Annotated in this window: 29 protein-coding genes; 14 read left to right on the top strand and 15 right to left on the bottom strand. The window is 71.2% G+C overall.

Going from position 1 to position 25,782, the window contains the following annotated elements; genetic code table 11:
* Positions 1-6: 6 nt before the first annotated feature.
* Positions 7-159, bottom strand: coding sequence for a mycofactocin precursor MftA (gene mftA, locus ACWD2L_RS11840; RefSeq protein ID WP_451189251.1), 153 nt, complete (start codon positions 157-159; stop codon positions 7-9).
* 141 nt (positions 160-300) lie between these two features.
* On the opposite strand from mftA, the gene ACWD2L_RS11835 reads away from it, so the two are divergent.
* Positions 301-1,845 (top strand): GMC family oxidoreductase, encoded by a 1,545-nt coding sequence (locus ACWD2L_RS11835; protein WP_451189248.1) that lies wholly within the window; start codon positions 301-303, stop codon positions 1,843-1,845.
* 19 nt (positions 1,846-1,864) lie between these two features.
* Here ACWD2L_RS11835 and mftR read toward each other — a convergent pair whose 3' ends face one another.
* Positions 1,865-2,497, bottom strand: a complete 633-nt coding sequence (gene mftR / locus ACWD2L_RS11830; RefSeq protein WP_451189246.1) for a mycofactocin system transcriptional regulator — start codon at positions 2,495-2,497, stop codon at positions 1,865-1,867.
* Between the two features lie 134 nt (positions 2,498-2,631).
* On the opposite strand from mftR, the gene ACWD2L_RS11825 reads away from it, so the two are divergent.
* From ACWD2L_RS11825 to ACWD2L_RS11815, 3 genes are read left to right on the top strand one after another with little or no spacing between them, the layout of a single operon-like run.
* Positions 2,632-4,443 (top strand): aldehyde dehydrogenase family protein, encoded by a 1,812-nt coding sequence (locus ACWD2L_RS11825; RefSeq protein WP_451189243.1) that lies wholly within the window; start codon positions 2,632-2,634, stop codon positions 4,441-4,443.
* A complete protein-coding gene (locus ACWD2L_RS11820) occupies positions 4,440-5,276 on the top strand; it encodes a TauD/TfdA dioxygenase family protein (RefSeq protein WP_451189241.1) in 837 nt (278 codons plus the stop codon). Before ACWD2L_RS11825 ends, ACWD2L_RS11820 begins: the two co-directional genes overlap by 4 nt.
* Complete coding sequence (locus ACWD2L_RS11815; protein ID WP_451189238.1) at positions 5,273-6,067, top strand: SDR family NAD(P)-dependent oxidoreductase; 795 nt, start codon at positions 5,273-5,275, stop codon at positions 6,065-6,067. The genes ACWD2L_RS11820 and ACWD2L_RS11815 overlap by 4 nt, the downstream gene beginning before the upstream one ends.
* A 2-nt stretch (positions 6,068-6,069) precedes the next feature.
* Here ACWD2L_RS11815 and ACWD2L_RS11810 read toward each other — a convergent pair whose 3' ends face one another.
* From ACWD2L_RS11810 to ACWD2L_RS11785, 6 genes are all read right to left on the bottom strand, one after another.
* Positions 6,070-6,909 (bottom strand): SDR family NAD(P)-dependent oxidoreductase, encoded by an 840-nt coding sequence (locus tag ACWD2L_RS11810; protein ID WP_451189235.1) that lies wholly within the window; start codon positions 6,907-6,909, stop codon positions 6,070-6,072.
* On the bottom strand, positions 6,909-7,670 hold the full coding sequence (locus tag ACWD2L_RS11805; protein WP_451189232.1) for an SDR family NAD(P)-dependent oxidoreductase: 762 nt from the start codon (positions 7,668-7,670) through the stop codon (positions 6,909-6,911). The genes ACWD2L_RS11810 and ACWD2L_RS11805 overlap by 1 nt, the downstream gene beginning before the upstream one ends.
* Positions 7,667-8,962, bottom strand: a complete 1,296-nt coding sequence (locus ACWD2L_RS11800) for an amidohydrolase family protein (RefSeq protein ID WP_451189229.1) — start codon at positions 8,960-8,962, stop codon at positions 7,667-7,669. Before ACWD2L_RS11800 ends, ACWD2L_RS11805 begins: the two co-directional genes overlap by 4 nt.
* Positions 8,963-8,992: 30 nt before the next feature.
* The gene (locus ACWD2L_RS11795) at positions 8,993-9,313 is read right to left on the bottom strand and encodes a hypothetical protein (protein ID WP_451189226.1); all 321 of its coding nucleotides are present in this window, start codon (positions 9,311-9,313) and stop codon (positions 8,993-8,995) included.
* Positions 9,314-9,421: 108 nt separating this feature from the next.
* The gene (locus ACWD2L_RS11790; RefSeq protein WP_451189223.1) at positions 9,422-10,564 is read right to left on the bottom strand and encodes a thiolase family protein; all 1,143 of its coding nucleotides are present in this window, start codon (positions 10,562-10,564) and stop codon (positions 9,422-9,424) included.
* Positions 10,557-12,062, bottom strand: a complete 1,506-nt coding sequence (locus ACWD2L_RS11785) for a class I adenylate-forming enzyme family protein (RefSeq protein WP_451189220.1) — start codon at positions 12,060-12,062, stop codon at positions 10,557-10,559. Before ACWD2L_RS11785 ends, ACWD2L_RS11790 begins: the two co-directional genes overlap by 8 nt.
* A gap of 82 nt (positions 12,063-12,144) precedes the next feature.
* On the opposite strand from ACWD2L_RS11785, the gene ACWD2L_RS11780 reads away from it, so the two are divergent.
* Both ACWD2L_RS11780 and ACWD2L_RS11775 read left to right on the top strand, forming a co-directional pair.
* The gene (locus tag ACWD2L_RS11780; RefSeq protein WP_451189218.1) at positions 12,145-12,909 is read left to right on the top strand and encodes an SDR family oxidoreductase; all 765 of its coding nucleotides are present in this window, start codon (positions 12,145-12,147) and stop codon (positions 12,907-12,909) included.
* A gap of 48 nt (positions 12,910-12,957) precedes the next feature.
* A complete protein-coding gene (locus ACWD2L_RS11775) occupies positions 12,958-13,965 on the top strand; it encodes a 2Fe-2S iron-sulfur cluster-binding protein (RefSeq protein WP_451189215.1) in 1,008 nt (335 codons plus the stop codon).
* A gap of 42 nt (positions 13,966-14,007) precedes the next feature.
* Here the strand turns inward: ACWD2L_RS11775 and ACWD2L_RS11770 are convergent, their stop codons facing one another.
* The 7 genes from ACWD2L_RS11770 to ACWD2L_RS11740 all read right to left on the bottom strand — a co-directional run bounded on the left by ACWD2L_RS11770 (position 14,008) and on the right by ACWD2L_RS11740 (position 18,219).
* Entirely contained in the window at positions 14,008-14,316 is a 309-nt protein-coding gene (locus ACWD2L_RS11770) for a hypothetical protein (protein WP_327674687.1), read from the bottom strand.
* A gap of 137 nt (positions 14,317-14,453) precedes the next feature.
* Complete coding sequence (locus ACWD2L_RS11765; protein WP_451189212.1) at positions 14,454-14,729, bottom strand: hypothetical protein; 276 nt, start codon at positions 14,727-14,729, stop codon at positions 14,454-14,456.
* Between the two features lie 11 nt (positions 14,730-14,740).
* Positions 14,741-14,929 (bottom strand): ferredoxin, encoded by a 189-nt coding sequence (locus ACWD2L_RS11760; RefSeq protein WP_426884863.1) that lies wholly within the window; start codon positions 14,927-14,929, stop codon positions 14,741-14,743.
* Entirely contained in the window at positions 14,926-16,221 is a 1,296-nt protein-coding gene (locus tag ACWD2L_RS11755) for a cytochrome P450 (RefSeq protein WP_451189209.1), read from the bottom strand. The genes ACWD2L_RS11760 and ACWD2L_RS11755 overlap by 4 nt, the downstream gene beginning before the upstream one ends.
* Positions 16,222-16,358: 137 nt before the next feature.
* Positions 16,359-16,964, bottom strand: coding sequence for a carboxymuconolactone decarboxylase family protein (locus tag ACWD2L_RS11750; protein ID WP_451189206.1), 606 nt, complete (start codon positions 16,962-16,964; stop codon positions 16,359-16,361).
* Positions 16,961-17,830, bottom strand: a complete 870-nt coding sequence (locus ACWD2L_RS11745; RefSeq protein ID WP_451189203.1) for an NAD(P)-dependent oxidoreductase — start codon at positions 17,828-17,830, stop codon at positions 16,961-16,963. The genes ACWD2L_RS11750 and ACWD2L_RS11745 overlap by 4 nt, the downstream gene beginning before the upstream one ends.
* 2 nt (positions 17,831-17,832) lie before the next feature.
* A complete protein-coding gene (locus tag ACWD2L_RS11740; RefSeq protein WP_451189200.1) occupies positions 17,833-18,219 on the bottom strand; it encodes a carboxymuconolactone decarboxylase family protein in 387 nt (128 codons plus the stop codon).
* Positions 18,220-18,370: 151 nt separating this feature from the next.
* Between ACWD2L_RS11740 and ACWD2L_RS11735 the strand changes: the two genes are divergently transcribed.
* The 8 genes from ACWD2L_RS11735 to ACWD2L_RS11700 are packed head-to-tail and all read left to right on the top strand — an operon-like array spanning position 18,371 to position 25,776.
* Complete coding sequence (locus tag ACWD2L_RS11735; protein WP_451189198.1) at positions 18,371-19,255, top strand: NAD(P)-dependent oxidoreductase; 885 nt, start codon at positions 18,371-18,373, stop codon at positions 19,253-19,255.
* Between the two features lie 26 nt (positions 19,256-19,281).
* Positions 19,282-20,142 carry a mycofactocin-coupled SDR family oxidoreductase gene (locus ACWD2L_RS11730; RefSeq protein WP_451189196.1) on the top strand — a complete coding sequence of 287 codons (861 nt, stop codon included), beginning with the start codon at positions 19,282-19,284 and terminating at the stop codon, positions 20,140-20,142.
* A 48-nt stretch (positions 20,143-20,190) separates the two neighbouring features.
* The gene (locus ACWD2L_RS11725) at positions 20,191-20,391 is read left to right on the top strand and encodes a ferredoxin (RefSeq protein ID WP_451189194.1); all 201 of its coding nucleotides are present in this window, start codon (positions 20,191-20,193) and stop codon (positions 20,389-20,391) included.
* Positions 20,392-20,404: 13 nt separating this feature from the next.
* Positions 20,405-21,763, top strand: a complete 1,359-nt coding sequence (locus ACWD2L_RS11720; protein WP_451189191.1) for a cytochrome P450 — start codon at positions 20,405-20,407, stop codon at positions 21,761-21,763.
* Positions 21,764-21,805: 42 nt separating this feature from the next.
* Complete coding sequence (locus ACWD2L_RS11715) at positions 21,806-23,470, top strand: thiolase C-terminal domain-containing protein (RefSeq protein ID WP_451189189.1); 1,665 nt, start codon at positions 21,806-21,808, stop codon at positions 23,468-23,470.
* 8 nt (positions 23,471-23,478) lie between these two features.
* A complete protein-coding gene (locus ACWD2L_RS11710) occupies positions 23,479-24,411 on the top strand; it encodes an alpha/beta fold hydrolase (RefSeq protein ID WP_451189186.1) in 933 nt (310 codons plus the stop codon).
* On the top strand, positions 24,408-24,914 hold the full coding sequence (locus ACWD2L_RS11705) for a DoxX family protein (RefSeq protein WP_451189183.1): 507 nt from the start codon (positions 24,408-24,410) through the stop codon (positions 24,912-24,914). The genes ACWD2L_RS11710 and ACWD2L_RS11705 overlap by 4 nt, the downstream gene beginning before the upstream one ends.
* Positions 24,915-24,945: 31 nt before the next feature.
* Positions 24,946-25,776, top strand: a complete 831-nt coding sequence (locus tag ACWD2L_RS11700; protein ID WP_451189180.1) for an NAD(P)-dependent oxidoreductase — start codon at positions 24,946-24,948, stop codon at positions 25,774-25,776.
* Positions 25,777-25,782: the final 6 nt, after the last annotated feature.

The following is a 25,782-nucleotide window of genomic DNA, read 5'->3' as shown; positions in this document are numbered from 1 at the left end:
CCACGATCAGTACACGCCGCACATGCCGTCGATCGAGACCTCTTCGACCAGGTCGTCGGCCTCGATGAGGGGCTCGTCGGCCACAGCGGTGGAGGAGGCCGGCGCCTCGGTGGCAGAGGCGGCAGGAGTGGACGGGGCGGATTCGAGCTGCACGTTCATGCGGAACTCCCTTTTACCGATGGGTGGTTGAGGGTGTGCGCGAACGGATCCGAGAGTATTGGCATGCGATGCCAAAAGAAAGGGTGCGGGCACCGCCGGGGTCTTGCGCGCTGCCGTCACGGCGGGATTGGATCCGGTCCCATGGCTCCGATCACGTCCGTCCGCCCCGACGTGCTCGTCGTCGGTGCCGGTGGCGCGGGGGCCGTGCTGGCGACGCGGCTGAGCGAGGACGCCGACCGGAGCGTGCTGCTGGTTGAGGCCGGTCCTGTGCCGTCGCACTTCGACCCGGCCCTGCTGGACGCGCGCCTCGTCCCGGGCGCCCAGCCGGACCATCCCGCGACCGCCTCCCATGCGGTACTGCTCACTCCGCGGCGGCCGTGGTCGGTGCCGCGCGGGCGGGTGCTGGGCGGGTCCACCACGGTCAACGGCGGGTACTTCGTGCGAGCGAGGCGCGCGGACTTCGACCGGTGGGCCGCGGCGGGCCATCCGGCCTGGGCGTACGAACGGGTGCTGCCGTTGCTGCGCGCGCTGGAGGACGACTGCGACTTCGGCCGGAGCGACGTGCACGGAGACGGTGGGCCGATGCGCGTCACGCGCGAACCTGTGACCCACCCCGCCGCCGTGGCCTTCCGCGACGCCGCCCGGGAGCTGGGTTTCGCCGCCGAGCCCGACAAGAACGACCAGGGCCCGCCCGGCTTCGGGCCCGTGCCGTCGAACTCCGTCGACGGCGTGCGGCGGAACACCGGGCTCGCGTACCTGTCCAGGCCGGTTCTGGAACGGCCCAACCTCACGGTGGTGGGCGGTTGTTCCGTAGTGCGAGTGGTGGTCGAGCGAGGACGGGCCACGGGCGTCGTGGTCGAGCGCGACGGGGCGCGGGAGACGCTCGACGCCGGGTGTGTGGTGTTGAGCGCGGGGGCGCTCGTCACGCCCCACCTTCTCCTGCTCTCCGGCATCGGCCCACGAACGGACCTCGAGCGGGCCGGGGTCCCCGTCGTCCGCGACGCGCCCGCGGTCGGCGCCTGCCTCTCCGACCACCCGCAACTGGTCCTGGACTGGCGGCCCCACGACGACTTCGCCCCACCCCCGACCAGCTGGCTCGGCGGCTGCCTGCACCTCAACTCCCGTGCTGGCGATGCCGATCGCCCCGGCGACATCGAGATCCTCCAGTCGCTGGTGCCGATGGCCGGGCTCGTCGGCGGGACCATACGGGTGCCGGGCGCACCGAGCTCGTTTCTCGCCTCCGTCCAGACGCCGCGCCCCACCGGCCGGCTGCGGCTGCGCTCCGCCGACCCCACGGTCTCCCCCGCCGTCGACTACGACTATCTGCGCGACGGCGAGGTCCTGCGCCGGCTGCGCGCGGCCGTCCGCGTCACGGCCGGCCTCCTGGACACCGCGCCGTTCACCGAGCTCTCGGGCGGCGGACTTCTCACCCCCGGGCCCGGCATCCTCGACGAGGATCGCGCGCTGGACGGATGGATACGCGACCACCTCGGCACGGCCCAACACACCTGCGGAACCGTCCCGATGGGCCCCGCCGTCGACCAGTACGGGCGGGTGCACGGGATACGCGGGCTGCGGGTGGCGGACACGTCGATGCTGCCGGACACACCACACCGGGGCCCGGCCGCGACCGCCGTACTGATCGGTGAGCTGGTCGCCGACGCGATGCGGCGCGAGCTGCTCTGAGGCGCCCCCTGCACACCCGCTACGCGGAGGGCGCCCCGCCGAGCCCGACCTCGAGCCGCCGGATCGCCGTGTCGAGCAGCACGCCCAACTCCGCCTCGGGCACCGCGAGCCAGTGCTCGTACGCCGTGACCGCCGCCGCCAGGACCGTATGACCGAAGAGCCGCGGGAGCGCGTCGGACGCGGCGAGGCCGAGGCGCCGGGCCGCGAAGTCCGTGACGATGGCGCGCCACGAGGCGTATCGCAGGGTGGCGTCGGCCTGGAGGGTGGGCACGGTCAGGATGAGTTGCATGCGCTGCCGGTGCCAGGGCACGACGGCGGTGTCGAACCGGTTGAAGTCGACGACGGCCGCGCGCAGCGCCGTCATGAGCGGGACACCGGGGCCGGTGGCGTTCAACAGCTCACGGAACCCGGCGAGTTGTTGCTCGAAGTCACCCCACACGAGGTCGTTCTTCGACGCGAAGTAGCGGAAGAACGTCCGCCGCGCGATGCCCGCCGCGCCTGCGATGTCATCGACGGTCGTCGCGTCGAAGCCCTGCCGGGCGAAGAGTTCGAAGCCGATCCGTTCGAGGTCGGGTCGGGTCGTGGCGCGCGGGCGGCCGCTCTTGGGCGCATGGGCGACCGGTTCGGCCACGCCGCTCCTCGGTGACTCCACATCCGCTCCTTCGTCCGGGGAACAAGATACCGTCACCCTTTGAGAACATGGTTCTCTCAGGAGAGAAATGCGGATACCATCCAGGCGTTCCGTTCCCGCGTCCCTTCCGTTGCCCGGTCGGCGAAGGAGCCGCCATGACCAAGCACGTCCTGCACGTAGAGTCCCGGCCCGCGAGCGAAGAGGCCCTGGACGCGTTCAACCGCTGGTACGACGAGGTCCATCTGCCCGAGATGGTGGCGCTCGACGGCTTCGTGGCCGCCGTCCGCTATGCGCCACGGGAGCCCGGAGGGCCGTACATCGCGCACTACGAAATCGAGGGCGACCCGCAGCAGGCGGTGAAAAACGTGACCGCGGCGGCGGCCGACGGCCGACTGCACATGTCCGACGTGATCAGTATGGAACCCGCACCGCGCATGCAGGTCCTGAAGCTCACCACGGAGTACCCGGGACGTCCCCTCGCCTCGCGACGCCAGCTCATCGACGGCCGGCTCGTCGCCGCCGACGCCACCTTCGCCTCGTACAACCCGGCCACCGGCGAACTCCTCGGCCACGCCCCCGAGGCCACCGAGGAGCAGGCGCGACAGGCCGTGGCCGCCGCCCGCCGCGCCTTCGACACCACCGACTGGGCCACCGACCCGGAGCTGCGCCGCCGCTGCCTCGACCAGCTGCACGAGGCGCTCGTCGAACACCGGGAGAAACTACGAGAGTTGACGATCGCGGACGCCGGGTCGCCGCGCATGCTCACCTACGCCGCGCAGTTGGACGAGCCGATCGAGCTCGTGCGGTACTACGCGGACCTCGTCAAAGACCACTCGTTCGTCGACGACATGGGTGTGGTCGAGTACCAGGGGCAGCGCCACCACCGCTGGGTGGAGTGGGAGGCGGCCGGGGTCGCCGCCGCGATCATCCCGTACAACTACCCGAACCAGCTGGCCCTGGCCAAGCTGGCCCCCGCGCTCGCGGCGGGCTGCACGATCGTCCTCAAGGGCGCGCCCGACACACCTCTCGTGACACTGGCCCTCGGCGAGCTGATCGCCGAGCACACCGACATCCCCTCCGGTGTCGTCAACATCCTGTCCTCGTCGCGGGCCTCGGTCGGCGAGGTGCTCACCACCCACCCCGATGTGGATCTGGTGAGTTTCACGGGGGCGAGCCCGACCGGGCGGCGAATCATGGCGGCGGCGAGCGACACCGTCAAGCGGGTCTTCCTCGAACTCGGCGGAAAATCGGCCCTCGTGGTCCTCGACGACGCCGACTTCAAGAACGCCGCCACGTACGCGGCGTACATGATCTGTCTGCACTCCGGGCAGGCCTGCGCGATCACCTCGCGGATGCTGGTGCCGCGCCGCCACCACGACGCGATCGTCGAGCAGGTGGCACGGCGCATGGAGCGGGTGCGCGTCGGTGACCCGAGCGATCCCAAGACGTACATGGGTCCCCTCATCAGCGAGCGGCAGCGCGACAAGGTCGACGGCATGGTGCAACGGTCCGTCGCCGCGGGCGCCACGCTCGTCACCGGCGGACAGCGCATAGATCCGGGCTACTTCTACGCGCCGACACTGCTGGCCGATGTCGCCCCGGACAGCGAGATCGCCCAGGAGGAGGTCTTCGGCCCGGTCCTCGCGGTGATCCCGTACGACGACGATGACGACGCGGTGCGCATCGCGAACGACTCGGTGTACGGGCTGTCCGGGGCCGTGCTGAGCGCCGACCGGGAGCGGGCGCTCGCGGTGGCGCGGCGCGTCCGCACCGGCACGTTCAGCATCAACGGCGGCAACTACTTCTTCTCCGACACCCCGTTCGGCGGCTACAAGCAGTCCGGCATCGGACGGGAGAAGGGTGTCGCGGGCCTTGAGGAGTTCATGGAACGCAAGACCTTCGGCGAGGTAGAGGTAGAGGTAGAGGTAGAGGTAGAGGCACGGGACGCGGACGGAGGGGGCCGATGAGTGTCACCGTCTCCGAGCTGACGCCGACGACCGGCGTGCAGATCACCGGCCTGTCGGGGCACCGCCTGGTGGACAAGGCGGTGGCCGAGGAGTGCCGCCAGGCCCTCGAACGCCGCGGCGTCGTCGTCTACCGGGATGCCGACCTCAGCGACAGCGACCTGGTCGCCTTCAGCCGGCTGCTCGGGCAGGTCGTGCCGATTCCGCACGGCGGTGTGCCCGAGCATCCCGAGGTGCAGGCCATCACCCGGGACCCGTCGAAGAGCCGGCTCGCCGCCTATCGCGAGGCGACATTCTTCTGGCACATCGACGGAACGACCAGCGAAGTTCCGGACAGGGCGACCTTGTTGACGGCCCGTCGGGTCGACAGAGGCGGAGGCGGCGACACCGAGTTCGCCAACACCTACGCCGCGTACGAGGCCATGTCAGAGGCGGAGCGCGCCGAGCTGGACGGCGTGCGCGTCGTGCACAGCTTCTCCGCCTCGCAACTGCATGTAACCCCGGACCCGACGCCCAAGGAGCGCGCGGCCTGGGACCGCAACCCGGCGCGCGAGCACCCGCTGGTATGGACACACCAGAACGGCCGCACCTCGCTGCTGATCGGTACGACCGCGGGCGAGATCGTCGGCATGGAACATGAAGTGAGCCGGGCGCTGCTCGACCGGCTCCTTCAGTGGACGTCGCAGCCGAGGTTCACGCTGCGCCACCAGTGGCATCAGGGAGACCTGGTGGTCTGGGACAACACCGGAATGCTGCACCGGGCGCTGCCGTACGAGCAGAACTCGTCGCGGCTGATGCACCGCACATCACTGGCGGGCGAGGAGGCGATCGCGTGACCGACACAGCCAGCACCGGCACACCCGACACCGGCGTGACACAGCGGCGTACGGCACTGGTCACGGGCGGGGGGTCCGGCATCGGCCGGGCCATCGCGCTACGGATGGCCGCGGACGGTTTCGCGACCGCCGTCCTCGACCTCAACAAGGAGGCCGCAGAGGCGGTGACCGAGGAGGCGCGGAAGAGCGGGCACGAGGCGATGGCGCTCGGCGGTGTCGATGTCTCCGACCGGGCGCAGGTGGACGCCGCGGTGCAGGAGGTCCGCGGCGCGTACGGGCCGGTTCTCGTGCTGGTCAACAACGCCGGGAAGACGGGCTTCAAGGAGTTCCTGAACATCACGGACGAGTCCTGGGACACCATCCTCGCCGTGAACCTCAGCGGCCCGTTCTATCTGTGCCAGGCCACGATTCCGCACATGATCGAGGCCGGCTGGGGCCGCATCGTCAACATCTCGTCGTCCAGCGCGCACTCGGGCCAGCAGTACATGACGCACTACGTGGCATCGAAGTCCGGCCTCATCGGCCTGACGAAGTCCCTGGCTCTGGAGTTCGGCCCCAAGGGCATCACCGTCAACACGATCCCGCCGGGCTTCGTGGACACACCCATGCTGCGCGGCTCGGAGCAGCGGGGGCTGCTCGGTCACTCGGTGGAGGACATCGCGAAGGTGACTCCGGTGCGGCGGGCGGGCCGGCCCGAGGACATCGCGGCGGCGTGCTCGTTCCTCGTGTCGGAGGAGGCCGGGTACGTCACCGGCCAGGTCATCGGGGTCAACGGCGGCCGCAACACCTGAGGTCACATGCCGGGGACGTGGTTCGCCCAGCCCGTCCCCGGCCAGTTGAACCAGCCGGACGACGCGTATGTGCCGCCGTCTGGATGCAGCGTCGTGCCCGTGACGTACGACGAGAGGGCCGACGCAAGGAAGACGACGCACCCCGAGACGTCCTCGGGTCTGCCCGCGCGGGCCATCGGGATGGCGGTGGCGAGGGCCTCAGGTGTGGCGAGCGGGGCGGGGCCGTCCCCCGCGAGTCGTCGCAGGCTCGGTGTGGGCACGTAGTCCGGGGCGACGTTGTTGACGCGGATGCCGTCCGGGGCGAGCTCCACGGCCAGTGTGCGGGCGAACTGTTCGACGGCCGCCTTCGCCGCCGCGTACACCGCGAAGCCGGGGGCGGCGCGGTGTGCCTCGATGGTCGACACGTTGACGATGCTGCCGCCCCGGCCGCCCGCCCGGATCCGTGGCACGGCGAGCGAGCAGGCGTGCAGGACGTGGGTGAGGTTGGTCCGGATGAGGGCGTCCCAGCCGCGTGGCCGGGTCTCGGTGAAGGGGGCGCGGAAGGTGCCTCCGACGACGTTGACGAGGGTGTCGAGGCGGCCCCATCGTGCGTCGACCGCCGCGAACAGGCCCTGGAGCGCGGCCTCTTCGCGTACGTCCCCGGTTCGTACGAGGGCGTCGTGGCCCGCGAGCGACTTCTCCAGGGCTCGGGCCGCCTCTTCGTCGCGGTCGAGGACGGCCGTGCGGACCCCGTTGGCGGCGAGGTCGTGCACGATCGCGCCGCCGAGGCCGCCGGCTCCGCCCGTGATCACGGCGACGGTGCCGGCCAGGGCCGCCCTGCCGCTGAACCAGTCGTCGGCCATCAGATGACCAGGCCGCCGTCGACCGGCAGCACCTGCCCTGTGACGAAGGAGGCCGCGTCGGAGGCCAGGAACACGAACGCCGGTGCCACTTCGTCGGGTTCGGCCCAGCGGGCGAGCGGGATGCGGGCGAGCATGCCCGCGGCGAACTTCTCGTCCGTGCGGATCGTCTCGGTCATCGGTGTCGCGGCGAGCGGGGCGACGGCGTTGACGAGGATGTTCTTGCGGGCCAGTTCGCGTGCCAGGGACTTCGTCAGGCCGATGATGCCGGCCTTGGCGGCGGAGTAGTTGACCTGGCCGAGAGTGCCGGTGAGTCCCGCGGAGGACGTGACGTTGATGATGCGGCCCGTGCCGTCCTCGGGGAGGTGGGCGAGGGCGGCCTGGGCGCAGCTGAAGGTGCCCAGCACGTGGATGTCGAGGAGTGCGCGGACGCTGTCCTCGGTCAGCTTGGGGAACATGGCGGGCGCGGTGACACCGGCGTTGTTGACGAGGATGTGCAGCGTGCCGTCGGTGAGGGCGGCAGCCCGCGCCACGGCCTCGTCGGCGGCAGCCCGGTCACGGACGTCGAGGGCGGCGCCTTCCGCCTTGCCGCCGTCGGCCCGGATGGCGGCGGCCATGCGTTCGGCGGCCTCGCCGTCCACGTCGGTGGCCAGGACGGCGGCGCCTGCGCGGGCCAGGGCGCGGGCGACGGCGGCGCCGATGCCGCCGGGCGCGCCCGCGCCGGTGACCAGCGCGGAGCGGCCGGTGAGGTCGAAGGGCGTCACTTCGCCGCCGCCGTGGCCGCGCGGGCCCGCGCCCGGAACGCCTCGAGCTTCTTGGAGGGTTCGACGACGCGCTTGCTGCGTGCCTGGATGGACACGTCGTGGCCCGCGGCACGCTGCCGCAGGGCGCCGACCGTGGCCTCCTCCTTCTTGATGTGCGTGAAGGGGTCGAAGGAGTACCAGCGCATGGCGTTCTGGTACGTCATCTTGTTGGTGTCCTCATCGGGGACCTGGTGCTCGGTGAGGACGCCGTGCAGCTCCTCGGGGGCGTCCGGCCACATCGAGTCGCTGTGCGGGTAGTCCGCCTCCCAGCAGATGTTGTCGATGCCGATCTCGTGGCGCAGCTTCACACCGATGGGGTCGCTGATGAAGCAGGTGAGGAAGTGCTCGCGGAACACCTCGCTGGGCAGCTTGCCGCCGAAGTCCTGGAGGGTCCATGTGGCGTGCATCTCGAAGGTGCGGTCGATGCGTTCCAGGAAGTACGGGACCCAGCCGGTGCCGCCCTCGGACAGGGCGATCTTCAGGTCGGGGTACTCCTTGACGGGGCGCGACCAGATGAGGTCGGCGGCGGCCTGCACGAGATTCATCGGCTGGAGCGTGATCATCGTGTCCGGCGGCGAGTCCGCCGAAGGGACGGCGAGGCGGCCGGAGGAGCCGATGTGCAGGTTCATTACGGTGTCGGTGTCGCACAGCGCCTGCCACAGCGGGTTCCAGTACGCGTCGTGGAAGCTGGGGAAGCCCATGGCGCCCGGGTTCTCGGTGAACGTCAGGGAGTGGCAGCCCTTCTCGGCGACCCGCCGCACCTCCTTCACGCAGGCGTCGACGTCCCAGATCGCGGGCAGCGCCATCGGGATGAAGCGGCCGGGGTGGGCGCCGCACCACTCGTCGATGTGCCAGTCGTTATAGGCGCGCACCAGCGCGTACGACAGGTCGCTGTTCTCGGTCTCGAAGAGGCGGGCGGCGAAGCCGGGGAAGGACGGGAAGTTCATCTGGGCGAGGATGCCGCCCGCGTCCATGTCCTTGACGCGTTCGTGCACGTCGTAGCAGCCGGGGCGGATCTCGTCGAGGCCCTGGGGTTCGAGGCCGTACTCCTCCTTGGGGCGTCCTGCCACCGCGTTGAGCGCGACGTTGGGCAGGACCGCGTCGCGGAAGCGCCACACGTCGGTGCCGTCCTCGCGGTGTTCCATGCGGGGCGCGTCGTCCCGGTACTTGGCCGGGAGGTGGTTCACGAACATGTCGGGCGGTTCGATGATGTGGTCGTCGACGCTGATGAGTATGAGGTCGTCGTGCTGCATGGCCGAGTGCCTTCCGTCCGATCCGCTGGGTCAGTCCGACGCGGGCAGCGCCTTGGCCGCCTTGATGGTCATCGGGGCGCCGTCGCAGGCGAGTTCGCCCGATCCGGAGGCGGTGCAGAGGAGTTCGAGGGTGTCCGTCCCGTCCACGTACCGCTTGCCGATGAGGGTGGCGGCCTCGCCGGCGGGGCCGCCGGATGCCGGGGGCGCGGTATCTGCCGTGACCACCGGCTCGCCGCCACAGGTGATTTCGGGGGTCCGGTCGGCCGGAGCCCGAATGACGATGACGCGAACTCCGCATACGGAGCTGGCCAGTTGGAGGCCGGGGCGCAGTTCCCGGACGGCTGACGTCATGGACGACTCCTCACTGCCGGTTTCCCACCGGGGCGATCCGTTCCCCACCCATGCGGAAACTAGCTTCTCTGAATTCGGCAATCAAGATTTCGTACGGAACTGGGACGCTTATGGCGCCGGAACCTCCACCACCACGGCCGAGCCCATGCCCCCGCCCGCACACATGGCCGCCACGCCGATGCCGCCGCCCCTGCGGCGCAGTTCGTGGACGAGCGTGACCAGCATCCGGCCGCCCGTCGCGGCGACGGGGTGGCCGAGCGAGCAGCCGCTGCCGTTGACGTTGACCGATTCCGGATCGAGGTCGAGGCGGCGTACGACGGCCACGCACATCGACGCGAACGCCTCGTTGATCTCGTACAGGTCGACGTCCCCGGTGCTCAGGCCCGCGCGGGCCAGCGCCTTCGGGATGGCCTGCACGGGCGCGAGTCCGGTGTCGGCCGGGTCGACGCCGACGGAGGCCCAGGCCCTGACCGTGGCGAGGGCGGGCAGCCCGAGCCGGTCGCTGACGACGGCGAGGGCCGCGGCGGCGTCATTGCCTCCGGCCGCGTTGCCCGCGGTGATGCTGAAGCCGTCGATCTCGGGGTGCAGCGGCTTGAGCCCGGCCAGCTTCTCGAGTGAGGTGTCGCGGCGCGGGTGTTCATCGACGTCGAAAAGACCGTACGGCGTCTCGACCGGGACGATCTCGTCCTTGAAGCGGCCCTCGTCGATGGCGCGGATCGCGTTGCGGTGCGAGCGCAGCGCCCAAGCGTCCATGTCCTCGCGGGAGATGTCCGCGGCGATGGCGGCGTTCCAGCCGACCGTGATCGACATGTCCAGGTTGGGCGCGTCGGGCCGGTCGGGGTGGGTGGGTGGCACCCATGGCTGGTCCGCGAGTCGCAGCCGCGGGGAGGTGGACGCCGAGTTCACCCCGCCCGCGATGACCACCTCGTCCATCCCGGAGCGGATCGAGGCCGCCGCCGACTGCACGGCGGCCAGCGACGCGGCGCAGTGCCGGTTGTGCGCGAGTCCCGGCACGGTGGTGAGACCGGCGGTCAGCGCGGCGTGCCGGGCGATGACGCCGCCGCCGTAGAGGCCTTCGGCCAGCATGACGTCGTCGATACGGTCGGGTTCGACGCCGAGTTCGGCCAGGCGGTCGGCGCTCGCGCGGACGATGCGGTCGGCGAGGGTGTAGGCGTCGGTGTCGCGCAGGGTGCCCTTGCGGGCGGTGCCCACGGGGGTGCGCAGGGCGGAGACGATCACGGCTTCAGGCATGGGACTTCTCCGGGTTGTCCTGGGGTCCGGCTCGGTGGGGGTCCGGCTCGGTCAGTTCGGCGATCAGCGTGCGGCGCAGCAGCTTTCCGGTCCCCGTGCGCGGCAGGTCGGCGCGGAAGACGACGGTGTCGGGGGTCTTGGAGGTACGCAGCCGGTTCCTCACCCACAGCCGGAGCTCCTCCGGCTGGACGCCTTCTTCGTTACCGACGAGGACCGCGACGATCCGCTGCCCCCACTCCTCGTCCGGCACCCCGATGACGACCGCCTCGCGCACGCCGGGGTGTTCCAGCAGGACGTCCTCGATCTCGGCGGGGGCGATGTTCTCGCCGCCGCGGATGATGGTGTCGTCGGCGCGGCCCTCGACGTAGAGATAACCGTCGACGTCGATACGTCCCAGGTCCCCGGTGGGGAACCAGCCGTCCGCGTCGAGCACACTGCGACCGCTGTACTCGCCCGAGATCTGCTCACCTCGCACGTGCACGAGGCCGGTTCCCCCGAGTTGGCACAACTCCCCGTCTGCCGTCCGTAGTTCGATCTCGACGCCGGGCAGCGGGCGGCCGACCGAGGCGAGCCGGTCGCGCCCCACCCGATCGCCCGCTTCGAGCGCGGCCCTATGGTCGTCGGGGCCGAGCACCGCGATCGACGAGGAGGTCTCGGTCAGCCCGTAGGCGTTCACGAAGCCCGTGTCTGGGAAGGCCCGCAGCGCCCTCTCGACGACGGCGCGCGAGGCACGGGCGCCGCCGTACGCGAGGCTGCGCAGGGTGGGGACGTCTGCGCCTTCGCCCGCCGGGAGTTCGTCGACGATGCGGGCGAGCATCGTCGGCACGAGCATGGCGTGGGTGACCTTCTCCCGGCGCACCGCGGCCAGCCACTCACCGGCCGAGAACGCGGGCAGGTAGACGACGCGGCGCCCGGTGTAGAGGTTGGACATCAGGTTCGTCAGGCCGGCGATGTGGTATGGCGGCACGGCGACGAGCGCCGCGTCACCTTCGGCGGCGGAGTTGAACTCCAGCGTGTTCAACACGTAGGCGAGCAGGTGGCGGTGGCGCAGCAGGGCGGCCTTGGGGGCCGCGGTGGTGCCGCTGGTGTAGAGGATCACGGCGACCGCGTCCTGGTCCCAGGGGGCTTGTATGTCGCCTGCTTTGTCATCGGGCGGGAGCTCGCCGGTGGAGGTGACGTCGAGCAGACCCTCCAGATCGTCAGGGCCGATGCGGACCGCGTCCGGGTGCCGCCCCTCGATCTCCGTCAACTGATCTTTCCCGAGGCGGTAGTTGAGCGGCACGAACGGTACGCCGGCCAGGGCACAGCCGAACAGTGCGACGGGATAGGAGAGGTGGTTGGGCGCGCGGTACAGCACCGCCGGAGCGCCACGGAAACGCTCGGCGGCGCGGCGCGCGAGGCCGAGGATCCGGGCGGCGGACAGGGAGCGGTCGTCGAGCGTGACCGCGGGCCGCTCCCCTGCCGATGCGGCCATCTCAAGGGTCATCAAGATGTTCATGAGAGTGCTATTCTCGCTTCAGTAGAGCGAGACTTTCAAGAGTGACGGCACCAGTGACCACACGAGTGAGTGGGGAGTACAGATGCAGATCACCGGAAGCTCCGCGATCGTGGTCGGCGGCACGGGCGGCCTCGGCGAGGCCACCGTGCGCCGACTGCACGCGGCGGGCGCGCGGGTCGTCGCCGCGGACGTCAACGACGAGAAGGGCAAGGCGCTCGAGGGGGAGCTCGGCATCCGGTACGTCCGCACCGACGCCACCGACGAGGACAGTGTCAACGCGGCGCTCGTGGAGGCCGAGGCGGCCGGGCCGCTGCGCATCGTCGTCGATGTGCACGGCGGCCCCGCGACCGGCGGCCGACTCGTCGGCAAGGACGGCAGCCCGCTCCCCCTGGATGGATTCCGCACCACCATCGATTACTACCTGACCTCCGTCTTCAACGTGCTGCGCCTCGGCGCGGCCGCGCTCGCCCGCCAGGAGCCGCTGGAGGAGGGCGTCCGCGGCGTCATCGTCACGACCGCGTCCATCGCCGCGTACGAGGGTCAGATCGGCCAACTCCCCTACGCGGCGGCCAAGGGCGGCGTCGCGAGCATGACACTGGTCGCGGCCCGCGACCTGTCCCCGCTGGGCATCCGGGTCACCACCATCGCACCGGGCACCATCAACACGCCCGCGTACGGGAAGGCCGGCGACCAGCTGGAAGCGTACTGGGGGCCGCAGGTGCCGTTCCCGAAACGCATGGGGCGCAGCGAGGAGTACGCGGCGCTGGTCCAGGGGCTGTGCGAGAACGACTACTTGAACGGCGAGGTCGTCCGCCTGGACGGCGCGCTCCGCTTCCCGCCGAAGTAGCCGTCACCTCGGGGTAGTTATCCCCCTTGTACGAGAAGAAGGAGGCCCATGCCGAGCCCCCCGCTCTTCCGGCGGGCGACCGTGACACGGATCGTCCAGGAGACCGCCGACGCCCGTACCTACACGCTCGCGCCGCTCGACGGGCCACTCGCGTACGAGGCCGGGCAGTACTGCATCTTCCGTATCACCGTGGACGGGCGTCCGGCGCCGCGCGCGTACTCGTTCTCGAGCGCACCCGGCTTCGAGGAGGAGATCACCACGACCGTGAAGCGGGTGCCTGGCGGCGCCGCTTCCAACTGGCTGCACGACCATGTCCGTGAGGGCGACGAGCTCGAACTGACGGCGGCGCGCGGCAGGTTCACCCTGCGTCCCGCCGACACCCCGCTCCTCGGGTTCTGCGGCGGCAGCGGCATCACCCCGGTCCTCTCCCTCGCCAAGAGCGCGCTGGCGGGCTCCGATCGCCGCGTCCGGCTGCTGTGCGCGGACCGGGACCGCGGCCAGGCCATCTTCCACGACGCGCTGCACGACCTGGCGGCGCGGCACCCCGGCCGCCTGGACGTCGTACGCCATCTCGACGACGTACGCGGCTACTTGGCGGCAGCGGACATCAAGGAGTTCGTCGGCGGCGACGCGGGAGCCGACGCGTATGTGTGCGGGCCCGAGCCGTTCATGGAACTGGTGGAGTCGGCCCTGGCCGGCACGGGGCGGGTGTTCAGCGAGCGGTTCGGGGGCGGCGAGGCGCCTGCGCCCGCTCCCGCTCCCACGCCGGTGAAGGCGGCGGGTACCGTCACCGTCGTCATGCAGGGGCGGCGCCAGACCATCGCTAAACGCTCCGGCGAGACCCTGTTGCAGAGCGCCCGCCGCGCCGGCTTCGCCCCGCCGTTCTCCTGCGAGGCGGGCAACTGCGCGACCTGCATGGCGATCCTGCGCGAGGGCACGGCGACGATGCGGGCCAACGACGCGCTCATGGACGACGAGGTCGCGGAGGGGTACGTACTCACCTGCCAGGCGGTACCGGACGAGGACGCGGAGTCGGTCGTCGTCGAGTACGAGTGAACCGGCACCGACTCCGCTGAACCGGCCCTGACCCCACAGCTGTCAGACGGCCATGCCGTACACGATGGTGAACACCGTGCCTAGCGAGCCGATGATGAACACGCCGGTGAGCCCCGCGATGATCAGGCCCTTGCCCTGTTCGGCGCTGAACGTGTCGCGCAGCGCGGTCGCACCGATCCGCTGCTTCGCGGCGCCCCAGATCGCGACGCCGAGGCAGAGCAGGATCGCGACGGCCATCACGACCTGGATCATCGTCTTCGCCTCGGCGCCCAGGGTCCCGAACGGGCCCCAGTCAGGGGCGATGCCCCCGATGATCGTGGTGATGTCGCCCTTGTCGGCGGCGAGCAGCATGTCGAGTCCTCCGTGGGGGTACGCGCGGTCGCCCCGCCCACCGGCGGACAGGGCCTGCTCCCCATGGTGTCGTGCATGATGCGATTTCGGGACCGGTTCCGGCGGTCGGGTTCAGTGTCCGCCCCGAACGGCGGCCTCTATGTGCGGTCCCCCGGGTCGCACAGCACGAGGATCGCGCGGGCGACGAGTTCGCTGCCGCTGCCCAGTCGGTCGCTGTAGCGGGTGATGGTGTCGCGTACGGCGCCGGTGAAGGACGGGTCGATGCCGCGTGGGCCGTTCGGCGCGGGCAGTTCGCGCACCATCGCCCGTCGGCGGCGCAGCAGCTCGATGATCTCCTCGTCCAGCTCGCGCAGCCGGCCGCAGGACGGAGTCCGGGCGTCGCCCGCGTACGCGGAGGCCATATTGATCGTCACAGCGCATCCCCTCAGTGGACGGTGATCGCGCGCTCGGGGCAGGCCCGGGCCGCGACCCGTACGTCGTTCTCGTGCTCGGCGGGGATCTCCTCGGCGAGGACCACCGCGTAGCCGTCGTCGCTCAGGTCGAAGACCTCGGGGCAGGTGGAGCAGCAGATGCCGTGCCCGCGGCAGCGGTCGTCGTCGACGGTGGCCTTCACCGGTCCGCCGCCTGCCCTGCCGGGGTGAACTCCAGGTGGAGTCGGGTGAGTCCGCGCAGGATGTACGTCGGTACGTAGTGGTAGCGGCGGGCTTCGGCCGGGCCGTGGTGTTCCTCGGAGATTCGGATGTCCGAGGTGCGGTCCAGGAGCCGCTCGATCGCCACGCGTGCCTCCGCGCGGGCCAGCGGTGCGCCGGGGCAGGTGTGCGGTCCGCGTCCGAAGGCCAGGTGGCGGCGGACGCCGGGTCGTTCGACGTCGAAGGTGTCGGGGTTCTCGAACCATTCGGGGTCGCGGTTGGCCGCCCCGTTGAGCACCATCACGGTGGTGCCCGCGGGCAGCTCGACGCCGCCGAGTTCGACCGGCACCTTGGAGAGCCGGAAGTCGCCCTTGACCGGGGACTCGATGCGCAGGCACTCCTCGACGAACGGGGCGATCAACTGCCGCTCCGCGCGCAGCCGCTGTTGAAGCTCCCCGTCCTCGCCGAGGATCTTGAGGGCGGTGCTGAGCAGCCGTACGGTCGTCTCCTGGCCCGCGGCGAACAGGTTGGCCGCGACCCGGACCGCCGCGTCGACCTCGGGCAGCGTCCCGTCGGGGAACGTGGCCGTGGCCAGGCCGGTCAGCACGTCGGAGCGGGGCTCGCGGCGGCGCTCCTCGATATAGCGGGAGAACCGGCCATAGAGGAACTCCAGTGGCGTGTGCCCGAGTTCCTCCTGCTCGGTGCTGCCGATGGCGCCGCGACCACGCGGGCGGCCCTGCAGTTCCTCGGCGAACTCCGCCCGGTCCTCCTCGGGGACCCCGAGCAGGTCGGCGATGACGAGCAACGTGAAGGGGCCGGCGAACTCGCTGATGAACTCGCCCTTCCCCGGTGCGAGGAAGTCCTCGATCATCCCGTCGGCAAGCCGCCACATCGCCTCTTCGTTCTCCTTGAGGCGCTTGGGTGTGATCAGCCGCATCAGCAGCGAGCGGTGGTCGGTGTGCACCGGCGGGTCCAGCGTGGGCAGTTGATCGCTCATGGGCAGCTCGTCGCGGTGCCGCTCGATGAGCCCGGAGACGTCGTCGCCCTCCAGGGGGACGGGGAAGCCGGGGAACGGGCCGGTCACCGAGACGCACGCGGAGAAGCGCTCCGTGTCGTTGTAGACCTCCACGGCCTCGTCGTACCCGGTGATCAGTACGACGTCGTGGTGCTTCTCGCGCTGCACGGGACACTGCCCCCGCACGGCCTTGAAGTACGGATACGGGTCGGCGACGACCTCTTCGTCCCGGAAGAAGTCGACCTCCTCCAAGTCCCTCACGCTGGCGCCCCTCTCAGGTGCATGGTGCATCGAGCCGTGCCGTTGCCGTGCCGTGCATGCGCATGTGCCGCCCGAACGATATCAACCATCTCTATTTACGAGAAGGGCATTTCCGCCCACCGCGACGGACGACGCCCTCACGCCTTGAGGTCGTCGTCGAGTGCCACGTCGAAGGTCCTGAACACCATGGCGATCGTGTCGTACGCGCCGACGCTGAACACCACGTCCATCAGCTGCCGCTCGTCGAGGTCCTTCGCGAGCCCCCGCCAGGTGGCGTCGGCGATCCGCGCGTCGCCGACCAGTTCGTCCACGGCCCGCAGCAGGAACCGCTCCTCGTCACTCCAGCCGACGGCCTCGGGCCCGGTGCCGACCCGTTCGATCTCCTCGTCCGTCATGCCGGCCTCGTGCCGGGCTATCCACACGTGCTGCCGCCATTCGTACGTGGCGTCCCGCAGCGCGCTGATCCGCAGGATCAGCAGCTCGCGCTGGCGGATGGTGAGGGTGGTGGCGAAGAGGAGGTGGCCGTTGAAGACATTGAAGGCGCGGGTCAGTTCGGGGTAGTGGGCCAGTACGCCGAGGGCGTTGAGGCCCTTGGGGCGTTTGGCCCCCTTCTCGGGGACCGGGTGCCGGGGCGTCGCAGGGGTGAGGGCGGCCAGCGCCTCGTGCATCTGCGGCGGCCACTGGCGCACCGGCAGCGGGGTGATGCGGGGCCCGCTCGGACCGGCCTCGGGTGTGGCGGTCATGCGTCACCCCTTCCGGTGGCCTCGACGTACGGATACACGCGGGTGAAGTCGACACCCGGTTCCGCCTCGGCGAACCGGCGCCACAGCGCGCCGATGAGCGCGCCGACCTCGCCGGGGCCACCCTGTTCGGCCACGGCTCCCAGGTACAGCTCGACGTCCTTGGCCATCAGCGAGTTGGCGAACCCCGAGTCGTAACTGCCGGTGAGGACGTGGCGCGGGAACTTGTCCTCGGTGGCGCCGCTGCGCCCACTGGACGCGTTCAGTACGTCCATCAGGACCGCCGGGTCGAGGCCCGCCGCGCGCCCGAAGGCGAGCGCCTCGCTGGTGGCGGCGAGCGCGGTGGCGGACAGGAAATTGTTGGCGAGCTTCGCCGCCTGCGCCAGGCCCGACCGCTCCCCCACCCTGCGGCGCCGCTCGCTCAGGTCGGCGAGCACCGGCTCGATCGCGGCGCAGACCGTGTCGGGGGCGGCGTACATGATGGTGAGCGTGCGGGCGCGGGCGCCCGCGACACCGCCGGAGACGGGGGCGTCGGCGTGCCCGATGCCATGTTCGGCGAGCAGTTCGGAGACGCGCCGCGCGGCGCTCACGCCGACCGTCGAGGTGTCCACCACGTGGCTGGTACGGCGGCCGGCCGTGTCGGTGATCTCGCGTGCGACCTTTTCGCTGACGTGCCCGTCGGGCAGGGAGAGCACCAACACCGTTGCGCCGCGCGCGACTTCGGCGACATCTTTGCAGCCGATGGCACCGGCCGGGGTGCGCTCGGCGTCCGCGCTGTCGTACGCGAGGACGTCGTGACCACGCTCCACGAGGTTGGCGGCGAGTGCGCCGCCCATGTTGCCGAGCCCGACGAAACCGATCGTTGCCATCGTCAGACCTCGTCCGTGGAGGGCTTCGCGACCTCGGTGAGGCAGCGGCGGGCGGCGTTCCCGGCCGGTACACCGCAGTACGCGGCGATCTGGAAGGGCAGTTCGTCGATCTCCTGCTGCGTGACGCCCGCGCGCGGCGCGGCGGTCGCATGGGTGCGGAACTCCTCCATGCGCCCGAGCGCGGCGGTCATGGCGAGGACGAGCAGGCTCCGGTCGCGCGGACTGAGCGCGCCCTCCCGGGCCCACACGCCCCACGCCGTCTCGGTGATGTAGTCCTGGAACTCGGCCACGGCGGGCCGCTGGTCGCGGACGGCGGCGTCGACGTAGGCGTCACCGAGCACAGCCCTGCGCATGGCACGGGCGTCCTTCGGCGGCTCGGGGTGGGCCACGGCGCCTCCTGATATGGCGAGTTGAGTCCTGTTTGCGCGTCCTGTCAGTGAGAATATGGTTCTCCCGATCACTGGGCAACAGGGCATCACCCGCCGTGCGTTGACCAGAAAGTCGCAGCCGACACCTTCCGCATACCCGTAGCTGAGATTAATGTTCTCGCGAAACGGAAGGGGTGTTCTTGCGATGCACGGATCACCCGGGCCCCCTGGACCACCTGTGAAACGGATCGGGTTCGCCGGTGCGGGGCGCATGGGGCTCCCCATGGTCCGCCGTCTGCTGGCGGCCGGATACAAGGTGTGCGCCGTGGGCCGCACGCCCGAGCGCCGCGCCGCGCTGACCGAGGAGGGCGTACGAGCCGTCGACCGTGTCGAGGACGCGGCCGAGAGCGCCGACGCGTTCGTGGTGTGCGTCTTCACCGACCGACAGGTGCGGGAGGTGTGCTTCGGGGGCGGGCTGCTCGGCGCGCTGCCGCCCGGCGCCGTGCTCGTCGTGCACACCACGGCGAGCCCGCACACGGTCCGGGAGCTCGCCGAGCGGGGCGTCGAGGTGCTGGACGCGCCGGTCAGCGGTGGTCCGCACGACATCGCGGCGGGCCGGCTCACCGTCTTCGCGGGCGGCGAGGACGCCACTGTGGAGCGGCTGCGGCCGGTGCTCGCGGTGTACGCGGACCCGGTGCTCGCGGTCGGCCCGGTGGGCGCGGGGCAGAGCGTGAAGCTGGTCAACAATGCCCTGTTCACTGCCCAGTTGGGCCTTGTGGCGGAGGCGACGCGGCTCGGGCGGCGGCTCGGAGTGGACGAGCCGACTCTGCTGTCGGCCCTGACCCACGGGAGCGCCGCGAGCAGGGCGCTCGCCGGTGCGGCGTCGCGCGGGTCGGCGGAGCGGTTCATCGGCGACGTAAGAGAGTTCGTGGACAAGGACCTGGCCGTCGTCCGAGGGATCGCGGACGGGGTGGGGGCGCGGCTCGGGGCGCTGGAAGCGGGCCACGCGGCCCTGGCGCCGCAACCACAACACACAGAGCCCGGCATCACTACGTAGCGACAAAGACGACAAGGGGAAGCGGCATGGGGCGAGTCGAGGGCAAGGTCGCGTTCATCACCGGCGCGGGGCGTGGGCAGGGCCGCAGTCACGCGGTGCGGCTCGCGGAGGAGGGCGCCGATGTCGTCGCGATCGATCTGTGTCGCGACTACGAGACGGTCGACTATCCGATGGCCACGCCGGAGGACCTGAAGGAGACGGCGCGGCTCGTGGAGAAGGCGGGCCGCAAGGCACTGCCCATTCAGGCCGACGTGCGCAGCATGGACGCCATGCGGGACGCGGTGGACCGTACGGTGGCCGAGTTCGGCGGCATCGACATCGTCGTGGCGCAGGCCGGTATCGCGCCCCTGCAAGGCACGCCGCCGCTACAGGCCTGGTCCGACGCCGTCGATGTCGACCTGATCGGCAGCATCAACGCCATCCAGGCCGCCCTGCCGCACCTGCGCGAGGGCGCCTGCGTGATCGCGACCGCGTCGACCGCCGCGTTGATGGAGCACGGCATCGTCGACAACCCGGGATCCAACCCCGGCGGCGCCGGCTACGCCTACGCGAAGCGCGCGCTGGCCGAGTACATGCACGAACTGGCCCGCAATCTCGCCCCGTTGAAGCAGCGCGCCAATGTCGTGCACCCCACGAATTGCAACACGCAGATGCTGCAGAGCGAGCCGATGTATCGGTCGTTCCGCCCGGATCTGGAGCACCCGACCCGCGAGGACGCCGAGCCCGGGTTCGCCGTGCAGCAGGCGATGCCCATCCCGTACGTGGAGCCGATCGACATCAGCAACGCGGTCCTCTTCCTCGCCTCGGACGAGGCCCGCTACATCACCGGTGTGCAGCTGCGCGTGGACGCGGGCGGCTATCTCAAGTGGTACGACTGGCGCCGCTGACGCTCCGTCACCATCGGTTGTCACCACCGGTTCGAGAAAGGTGTGTTCATGAAGGTCAGTGTCGACCAGGACCGCTGCCAGGGTCACACCCTCTGCGCCATGATCGCGCCGAAGGTGTTCCAGCTCAGCGAGATCGACGGGCACTCGTCGCCGGTCGCCGATGAAGTGCCCGCCGGGGAGGAGGAGGCCGCGCAGGAGGCGGTGCGCTCCTGCCCCGAGCGGGCCATATCCGTCACCCGGACGACGTGAACGAAGGAGCACCGTGACCACGGACGACGACGCGGCCCGCAAGAGCCGCCGGTACGAGTTCGACCGGCACGCCCCGGACTACCGGGAGCGGTTCGTCGACATCACCGAGGAGATGCAGAGCGGCTGCCCGCTGGCCTGGACCGACACCCACGGCGGACACTTCGTGGCGGCTGGGCACCAGACGGTCTTCGACATCGCGCGCTCGGCCGACAAGCTCTCCAACGACCACGACGTCAACGGCGAACGCCGCGGCTACCGCGGGATCACCATCCCACCGCCACCGCCCGACCAGGGCTTTCGCGGCGGTTTCCTGGAGATGGACCCGCCGGAGCAGCGCTACTACCGGCAGGCGCTGAACCCGTATCTGTCGCCCGCCGCGGTGCAGCGCTGGATCCCGTTCCTCGACGAGCTGATCCGGGCTTGCCTGGACGAGAGGATCGAGTCGGGGCGCATCGACTTCGTGGAGGACCTCGCCAACCCGGTGCCCGCGGTGTTCACCCTCGCCATGATGGGGATCCCGCTGAAGAACTGGCAGATCTACAACGAGCCCGCGCACGCCGGCGTCTACACGCCGCCGGACTCCCCGGACCGGCCGCGCGTGCGCGAGCTGCACATGACGATGATGCGGGACATCTTCGAGCAGATGGCGGCGATCCGCGCCACCCCGCGCCCAGGGCTTGTGAACGCAGTGCTCACCGCCGACCTCGGGGGCTCGAAGCCGTCGGACATGGATCTGCTCGGCGTGCTCGCGCTGCTGATCGGCGGCGGTTTCGACACGACGACGGCGCTCACCGGCCGTTCGGTGGAGTGGCTCTCGCAGCACCCCAAGGAGCGGGAGCGGCTGAGCCGGGAGCGGGACACGCTGCTCGACTCGGCCACCGAGGAGTTCCTGCGCTTCTTCACTCCGGCGGTCGGTGACGGCCGCACCGTCTCCGTGGACTGCGAGATGGCGGGCCAGGAGTTCAAGGAGGGCGACCGGCTCTGGCTGTCGTGGGCGATGGCCAACCGCGACCCGGCCGTGTTCCCGGACCCGAACCACGTGGACATGGAGCGCAAGGGCAACCGCCACCAGGCGTTCGGCCTCGGCATCCACCGCTGCATCGGCTCCAACGTGGCGCGCGTCGTCTTCAAGCGGATGATCACGCACGTCCTCGACCGAATACCGGACTACGTGTGCGAGGCGGAGGGGACGGTGCACTACGACTCCGTCGGCATCATCAACGGCATGCGGCACCTGCCCGCGACGTTCACGCCGGGACCACGGCTCGGGCCTGGGCTCGACGAGACCCTGGACAGGCTGCAGAAGGCCTGCGACGAGCAGGACCTGGCCGCTCCGGTGACCGCGCGCGGCGAGCGGGCCGACATCCGCTGACCGCTCCTGGTCTCCTGGTCCCCGACGTGTGGAGGAGCCCCTGTGGCCCGGCGTTCCCTGCCCCTGCTCACCGATGACACCGCGTTCTTCTGGACGTCCGGCGCGGACGGCCGACTCCGCTTCCAGCGCTGCGCGGACTGTTCCGCGCTGAACCATCCGCCGCTGCCGGTGTGCCGCCGCTGCCGCGGTCACGACCTGACCGTCACCGAGGTCGCGGGCACGGCCACGCTGGTCTCCTTCACGGTCAACGAGCGATTTGCCGCGCCCGGTCTTGAGCCGCCTTACGTAGTGGCACGGGTGGCCCTGGACGAGGATCCGCGGGTCCGGCTCACCACGAACATCGTGGGCAGCGAGGCGTCCGAACTGCGGCTCGGCATGCGCCTGGCGGCCGTCTTCGAGCAGGTCGAGGACGTGTGGCTGCCGCTGTTCCGGCCGTGCGCCGAGCAGGCGGACCCGTTGCCCGCGCTGCCGCCCGACGACCCGGGCCCTGAGCAGGTCAAGGCGCTGGTCCGCTCGCCGGTGAGCGCCGAGCGCTTCGAGCACCGGGCGGCGCTGACCGGCGCGGGCGCCTCCCGCATCGGTCGCCGCCTCGGTGTGCCGCCGCTGGCGCTCACCGTCGAGGCCTGCGAGAACGCGGTCGCCGACGCGGGGCTCACGCTCGACGACATCGACGGCCTTGCCACGTACCCGGGTTCCGGTGTCTTCGCGGGCATGGGCGAGGGCGGTGTCACCACCGTGGAGTCCGCGCTCGGCATCCGGCCGACGTGGCACAACGGCGGCATGGACACATTCGGCCCGGCCGGCTCGGTGATCGGCGCGATGCTGGCGGTCGCTGGCGGCCTGGCCCGGCACGTGCTGTGCTTCCGTACGGTGTGGGAGTCCACGCACACCCAGCAGATGCGCGAGGGTCTGCGGCCCGTGCCACGCCAGGACCGGGTCACGGACGGCGCGCAGTGGCTCGCCCCGTTCGGCGCGAGCTCCGCCGCGATCCACCTCGCGCAGAACGCGCAGCGGCACTTCCACACGTACGGCACGACCCGCGCGACGCTCGGCTGGATCGCCCTCAACCAGCGGGCGAACGCCGCGCTCAACCCCGAGGCGATCTACCGCTCCCCGCTCACCATGGACGACTACCTGTCGGCCCGCCCGATCACGAGCCCCTTCGGCCTGTACGACTGTGATGTGCCGTGCGACGGGTCGGTGGCGGTGGTGGTGTCCGCCGTGGACGCGGCGCGGGATCTGCCGAAGCCGCCGGTCCTCGTCGAGGCGGTCGGCACACAGCTCGTCGAGCGCCTGGAGTGGGACCAGACCACGTCGACGCACGAGCCGCAGGTGCTCGGGCAGGCGGCGCACCTGTGGACCCGCACCGATCTGCGACCGGACGACGTGGACGTGGCCCTGCTGTACGACGGCTTCACCGTCAACTGCCTTTCCTGGATAGAGGCGTTGGGCTTCTGCGGGATCGGCGAGGCGAAGGACTTTCTGGACGGCGGCAAGAACATCGCCCGGGACGGTGTGCTCCCCGTCAACCCGCACGGCGGTCAGCTCTCGCACGGCCGCACCCACGGCATGGGCCTCGTCCGCGAGGCGATCACCCAGCTGCGCGGCGAGGGCGGTGCCCGGCAGATCACCGGCGCCCGGACCGCCGTGGTCAGCACCGGAGGCCTCACCCCGAGCGGGGTCATGCTGCTGCGAGCGGCCGGATGACGGCGCCCGTGCCCGGCCGTCTTCAGTCGGCCTGCGACCCGGCATCCGCGCCGAGCGTGCACACCAAGACGGTGCGGGTGGACGGCTTCCCGCTGTCCGCGCGCGTGTGCTCGGCCCCTTCGCCCCGCGCGGTCGTCTTCGCGCTGCACGGCGGTGGCACCACCTCGCTGTACTTCGACTGCCCGGGGCGGCCGGAGTTCTCGCTGCTGCGCACGGGGGCGCGGCTCGGCTACGCGGTCGTGGCGATGGACCGCCCCGGCTACGGCATCTCCGCGCCCTACGCCGAGCGCTACCGCGACCCGCAGCGCCGCCTGGACACCACGTACGCGGCGATGGAGCGTTTCCTGGACCAACTTCCGGGCCGCCCGGCCGTGTTCGTGGCCGCGCACTCGGCGGGCTGCGAACTGGCGATGCGGATGGCGGCCGACCCGCGCGGGCGCCGACTGCTCGGCCTGGAGATCGCGGGCACGGGGCTGCGGCACCAGCCGGCCACCATCCGCGCCCTCGAAGCGGCGGGGATGACGCGCCTGCGGTACGGCCGACGCCCGGCCGGGACCCGCGAGACGCTGTGGGGTCCGGCCGAGCTGTACGCCGAGGACGTGTGGAACACCCCGTACATCGCCTCGGACTCCCCCGCCTACGAAAGCCCGGCGCGGGCGTGGGTGGAACGCGACTTCGCCCGCCTCGCCGCCGAGGTGCGCGTCCCGGTGCAGTTCAGCCTCGGCGACCACGAGCGGGTGTGGGAATCCGGGCCCGCCGCGCTCGCCGAGATCACCGGCCTGTTCACCGCCGCTCCCCGCGTCCGGGCCAACGAACAGGCGGGCAGCGGACACAACGTGAGCCTGGGTCTCGCCGCGCTCAGCTATCACCTGCGGGTGCTGGCGTTCGCGGAAGAGTGCGTCGTGCTGCGAGAGCGTGGAGAGAAGGGTGAGGCCGCATGAGCGGGGCCGAAGCGTTCGCCGTACTACTGCTGCGGTGCGTGATCGGGGCGACGATGGCCGTGCACGGGCTCAACCACTGGCGCGGTGGCGGGCGCATCGCCGGCACCGCCGGCTGGTTCGAGAGCCTGGGGCTGCGCAACGGGCGGCTCCAGGCGTGGGCGAGCGTGGTGACGGAGATCGGTGCGGGGGTGCTGCTCGCCGCGGGGTTTCTGACGCCGCTGGCCTGCGCCGCGGTCATCTCCGTGATGCTCGTCGCGGGCCTCCTCGTACATCGCGCGAACGGGTTCTTCGTCATGAAGGACGGCTACGAGTACGTGCTCGTACTCGGGGTGGGCTGTCTGGCGCTGGCCGTGATCGGAGCGGGCCCCTGGTCGCTCGACGCGGCGTTCGACATCGAGGTGACCGGCTGGGCAGGCGGGGGTGTCGCGCTCGGTGTCGGAGTGCTGGCGACGGCCGGGCTCCTGGCCACGTTCTGGCGGCCCGCACCGTCCGAGAAGGCTTGACCATGTCTCGCGTTGGAGCGTTGGAGGACTTGTGACACACGCCGGTTTCATCGGCCTGGGCAGCCAGGGCGCACCCATGGCCCAGCGCGTCCTGGACGCCGGGATCCCCCTCACTCTGTGGGCGCGCCGCCCCGAGTCCCTGGAACCCTTCGCCCGCACGAAGGCCGAAATAGCCGCCACACCCGTCGAGTTGGCGGCGGTCTGCGACGTGGTCGGTGTGTGCGTGGTGGGCGACGCCGACGTGGAGGAAGTCGTCCTCGGCGAGTCGGGTGTCCTCGCGGGCCTGCGCCCGGGAGCCGTGCTCGTGGTGCACAGCACCGTCCACCCCGACACCTGCCGCCGCCTGGGCGCACCGGCCGCTGAACGCGGGGTGCGGGTCGTGGACGCGCCGGTGAGCGGGGGCGGGCCGGCCGCCGCGGAAGGGAAGTTGCTCGTGATGGCGGGCGGCGAGGACGAGGCCGTGGAGCGCTGCCGACCGGTCTTCGCGACGTACGGCGATCCGATCGTGCACCTCGGCCCGCTGGGCGCCGGGCAGGTCACCAAGCTGCTCAACAACACACTGTTCACGGCCACGTTCGGGATCGCCGCGAGCGCGCTCGCGTTGGGGCGGCGGCTTGGTGTCGAGCCGGAGCGGTTCGCCGAGGTGGCCGGGCACGGCAGCGCCGCCAGCTTCGCGCTCGGCCGGCTCGCGGCCGCGGGGTGCGATCCGGCGCGCATGGGTGCCGTCGCGGGCGGGCTGCTCGGCAAGGACGTACGGCTGATGGGGTCGCTCGTCGACGGTTCCGGCGCGGAGGCGGTGCTCGACCAGGCCCGGGTCGCCCTGGAGCGCATGGGCGCGCCACTCACCACGGACAAGGAGTAGTCACCC

The sequence above is a fragment of the Streptomyces sp. NPDC002754 genome, from assembly GCF_053592315.1.
The sequence above is the reverse complement of the archived record's forward strand: the minus strand, read 5'-3'. Positions and strand labels throughout refer to the sequence as shown.

What these genes read in the sequence shown, in the direction of transcription:
- mftA (WP_451189251.1), bottom strand. Translation starts at nt 159, where the DNA reads ATGAACGTGCAGCTCGAATCCGCCCCGTCCACTCCTGCCGCCTCTGCC.
- ACWD2L_RS11835 (WP_451189248.1), top strand. Translation starts at nt 301, where the DNA reads ATGGCTCCGATCACGTCCGTCCGCCCCGACGTGCTCGTCGTCGGTGCC.
- ACWD2L_RS11825 (WP_451189243.1), top strand. Translation starts at nt 2,632, where the DNA reads ATGACCAAGCACGTCCTGCACGTAGAGTCCCGGCCCGCGAGCGAAGAG.
- ACWD2L_RS11820 (WP_451189241.1), top strand. Translation starts at nt 4,440, where the DNA reads ATGAGTGTCACCGTCTCCGAGCTGACGCCGACGACCGGCGTGCAGATC.
- ACWD2L_RS11810 (WP_451189235.1), bottom strand. Translation starts at nt 6,909, where the DNA reads ATGGCCGACGACTGGTTCAGCGGCAGGGCGGCCCTGGCCGGCACCGTC.
- ACWD2L_RS11800 (WP_451189229.1), bottom strand. Translation starts at nt 8,962, where the DNA reads ATGCAGCACGACGACCTCATACTCATCAGCGTCGACGACCACATCATC.
- ACWD2L_RS11795 (WP_451189226.1), bottom strand. Translation starts at nt 9,313, where the DNA reads ATGACGTCAGCCGTCCGGGAACTGCGCCCCGGCCTCCAACTGGCCAGC.
- ACWD2L_RS11790 (WP_451189223.1), bottom strand. Translation starts at nt 10,564, where the DNA reads ATGCCTGAAGCCGTGATCGTCTCCGCCCTGCGCACCCCCGTGGGCACC.
- ACWD2L_RS11785 (WP_451189220.1), bottom strand. Translation starts at nt 12,062, where the DNA reads ATGAACATCTTGATGACCCTTGAGATGGCCGCATCGGCAGGGGAGCGG.
- ACWD2L_RS11780 (WP_451189218.1), top strand. Translation starts at nt 12,145, where the DNA reads ATGCAGATCACCGGAAGCTCCGCGATCGTGGTCGGCGGCACGGGCGGC.
- ACWD2L_RS11775 (WP_451189215.1), top strand. Translation starts at nt 12,958, where the DNA reads ATGCCGAGCCCCCCGCTCTTCCGGCGGGCGACCGTGACACGGATCGTC.
- ACWD2L_RS11770 (WP_327674687.1), bottom strand. Translation starts at nt 14,316, where the DNA reads ATGCTGCTCGCCGCCGACAAGGGCGACATCACCACGATCATCGGGGGC.
- ACWD2L_RS11750 (WP_451189206.1), bottom strand. Translation starts at nt 16,964, where the DNA reads ATGACCGCCACACCCGAGGCCGGTCCGAGCGGGCCCCGCATCACCCCG.
- ACWD2L_RS11745 (WP_451189203.1), bottom strand. Translation starts at nt 17,830, where the DNA reads ATGGCAACGATCGGTTTCGTCGGGCTCGGCAACATGGGCGGCGCACTC.
- ACWD2L_RS11735 (WP_451189198.1), top strand. Translation starts at nt 18,371, where the DNA reads ATGTTCTCGCGAAACGGAAGGGGTGTTCTTGCGATGCACGGATCACCC.
- ACWD2L_RS11730 (WP_451189196.1), top strand. Translation starts at nt 19,282, where the DNA reads ATGGGGCGAGTCGAGGGCAAGGTCGCGTTCATCACCGGCGCGGGGCGT.
- ACWD2L_RS11725 (WP_451189194.1), top strand. Translation starts at nt 20,191, where the DNA reads ATGAAGGTCAGTGTCGACCAGGACCGCTGCCAGGGTCACACCCTCTGC.
- ACWD2L_RS11705 (WP_451189183.1), top strand. Translation starts at nt 24,408, where the DNA reads ATGAGCGGGGCCGAAGCGTTCGCCGTACTACTGCTGCGGTGCGTGATC.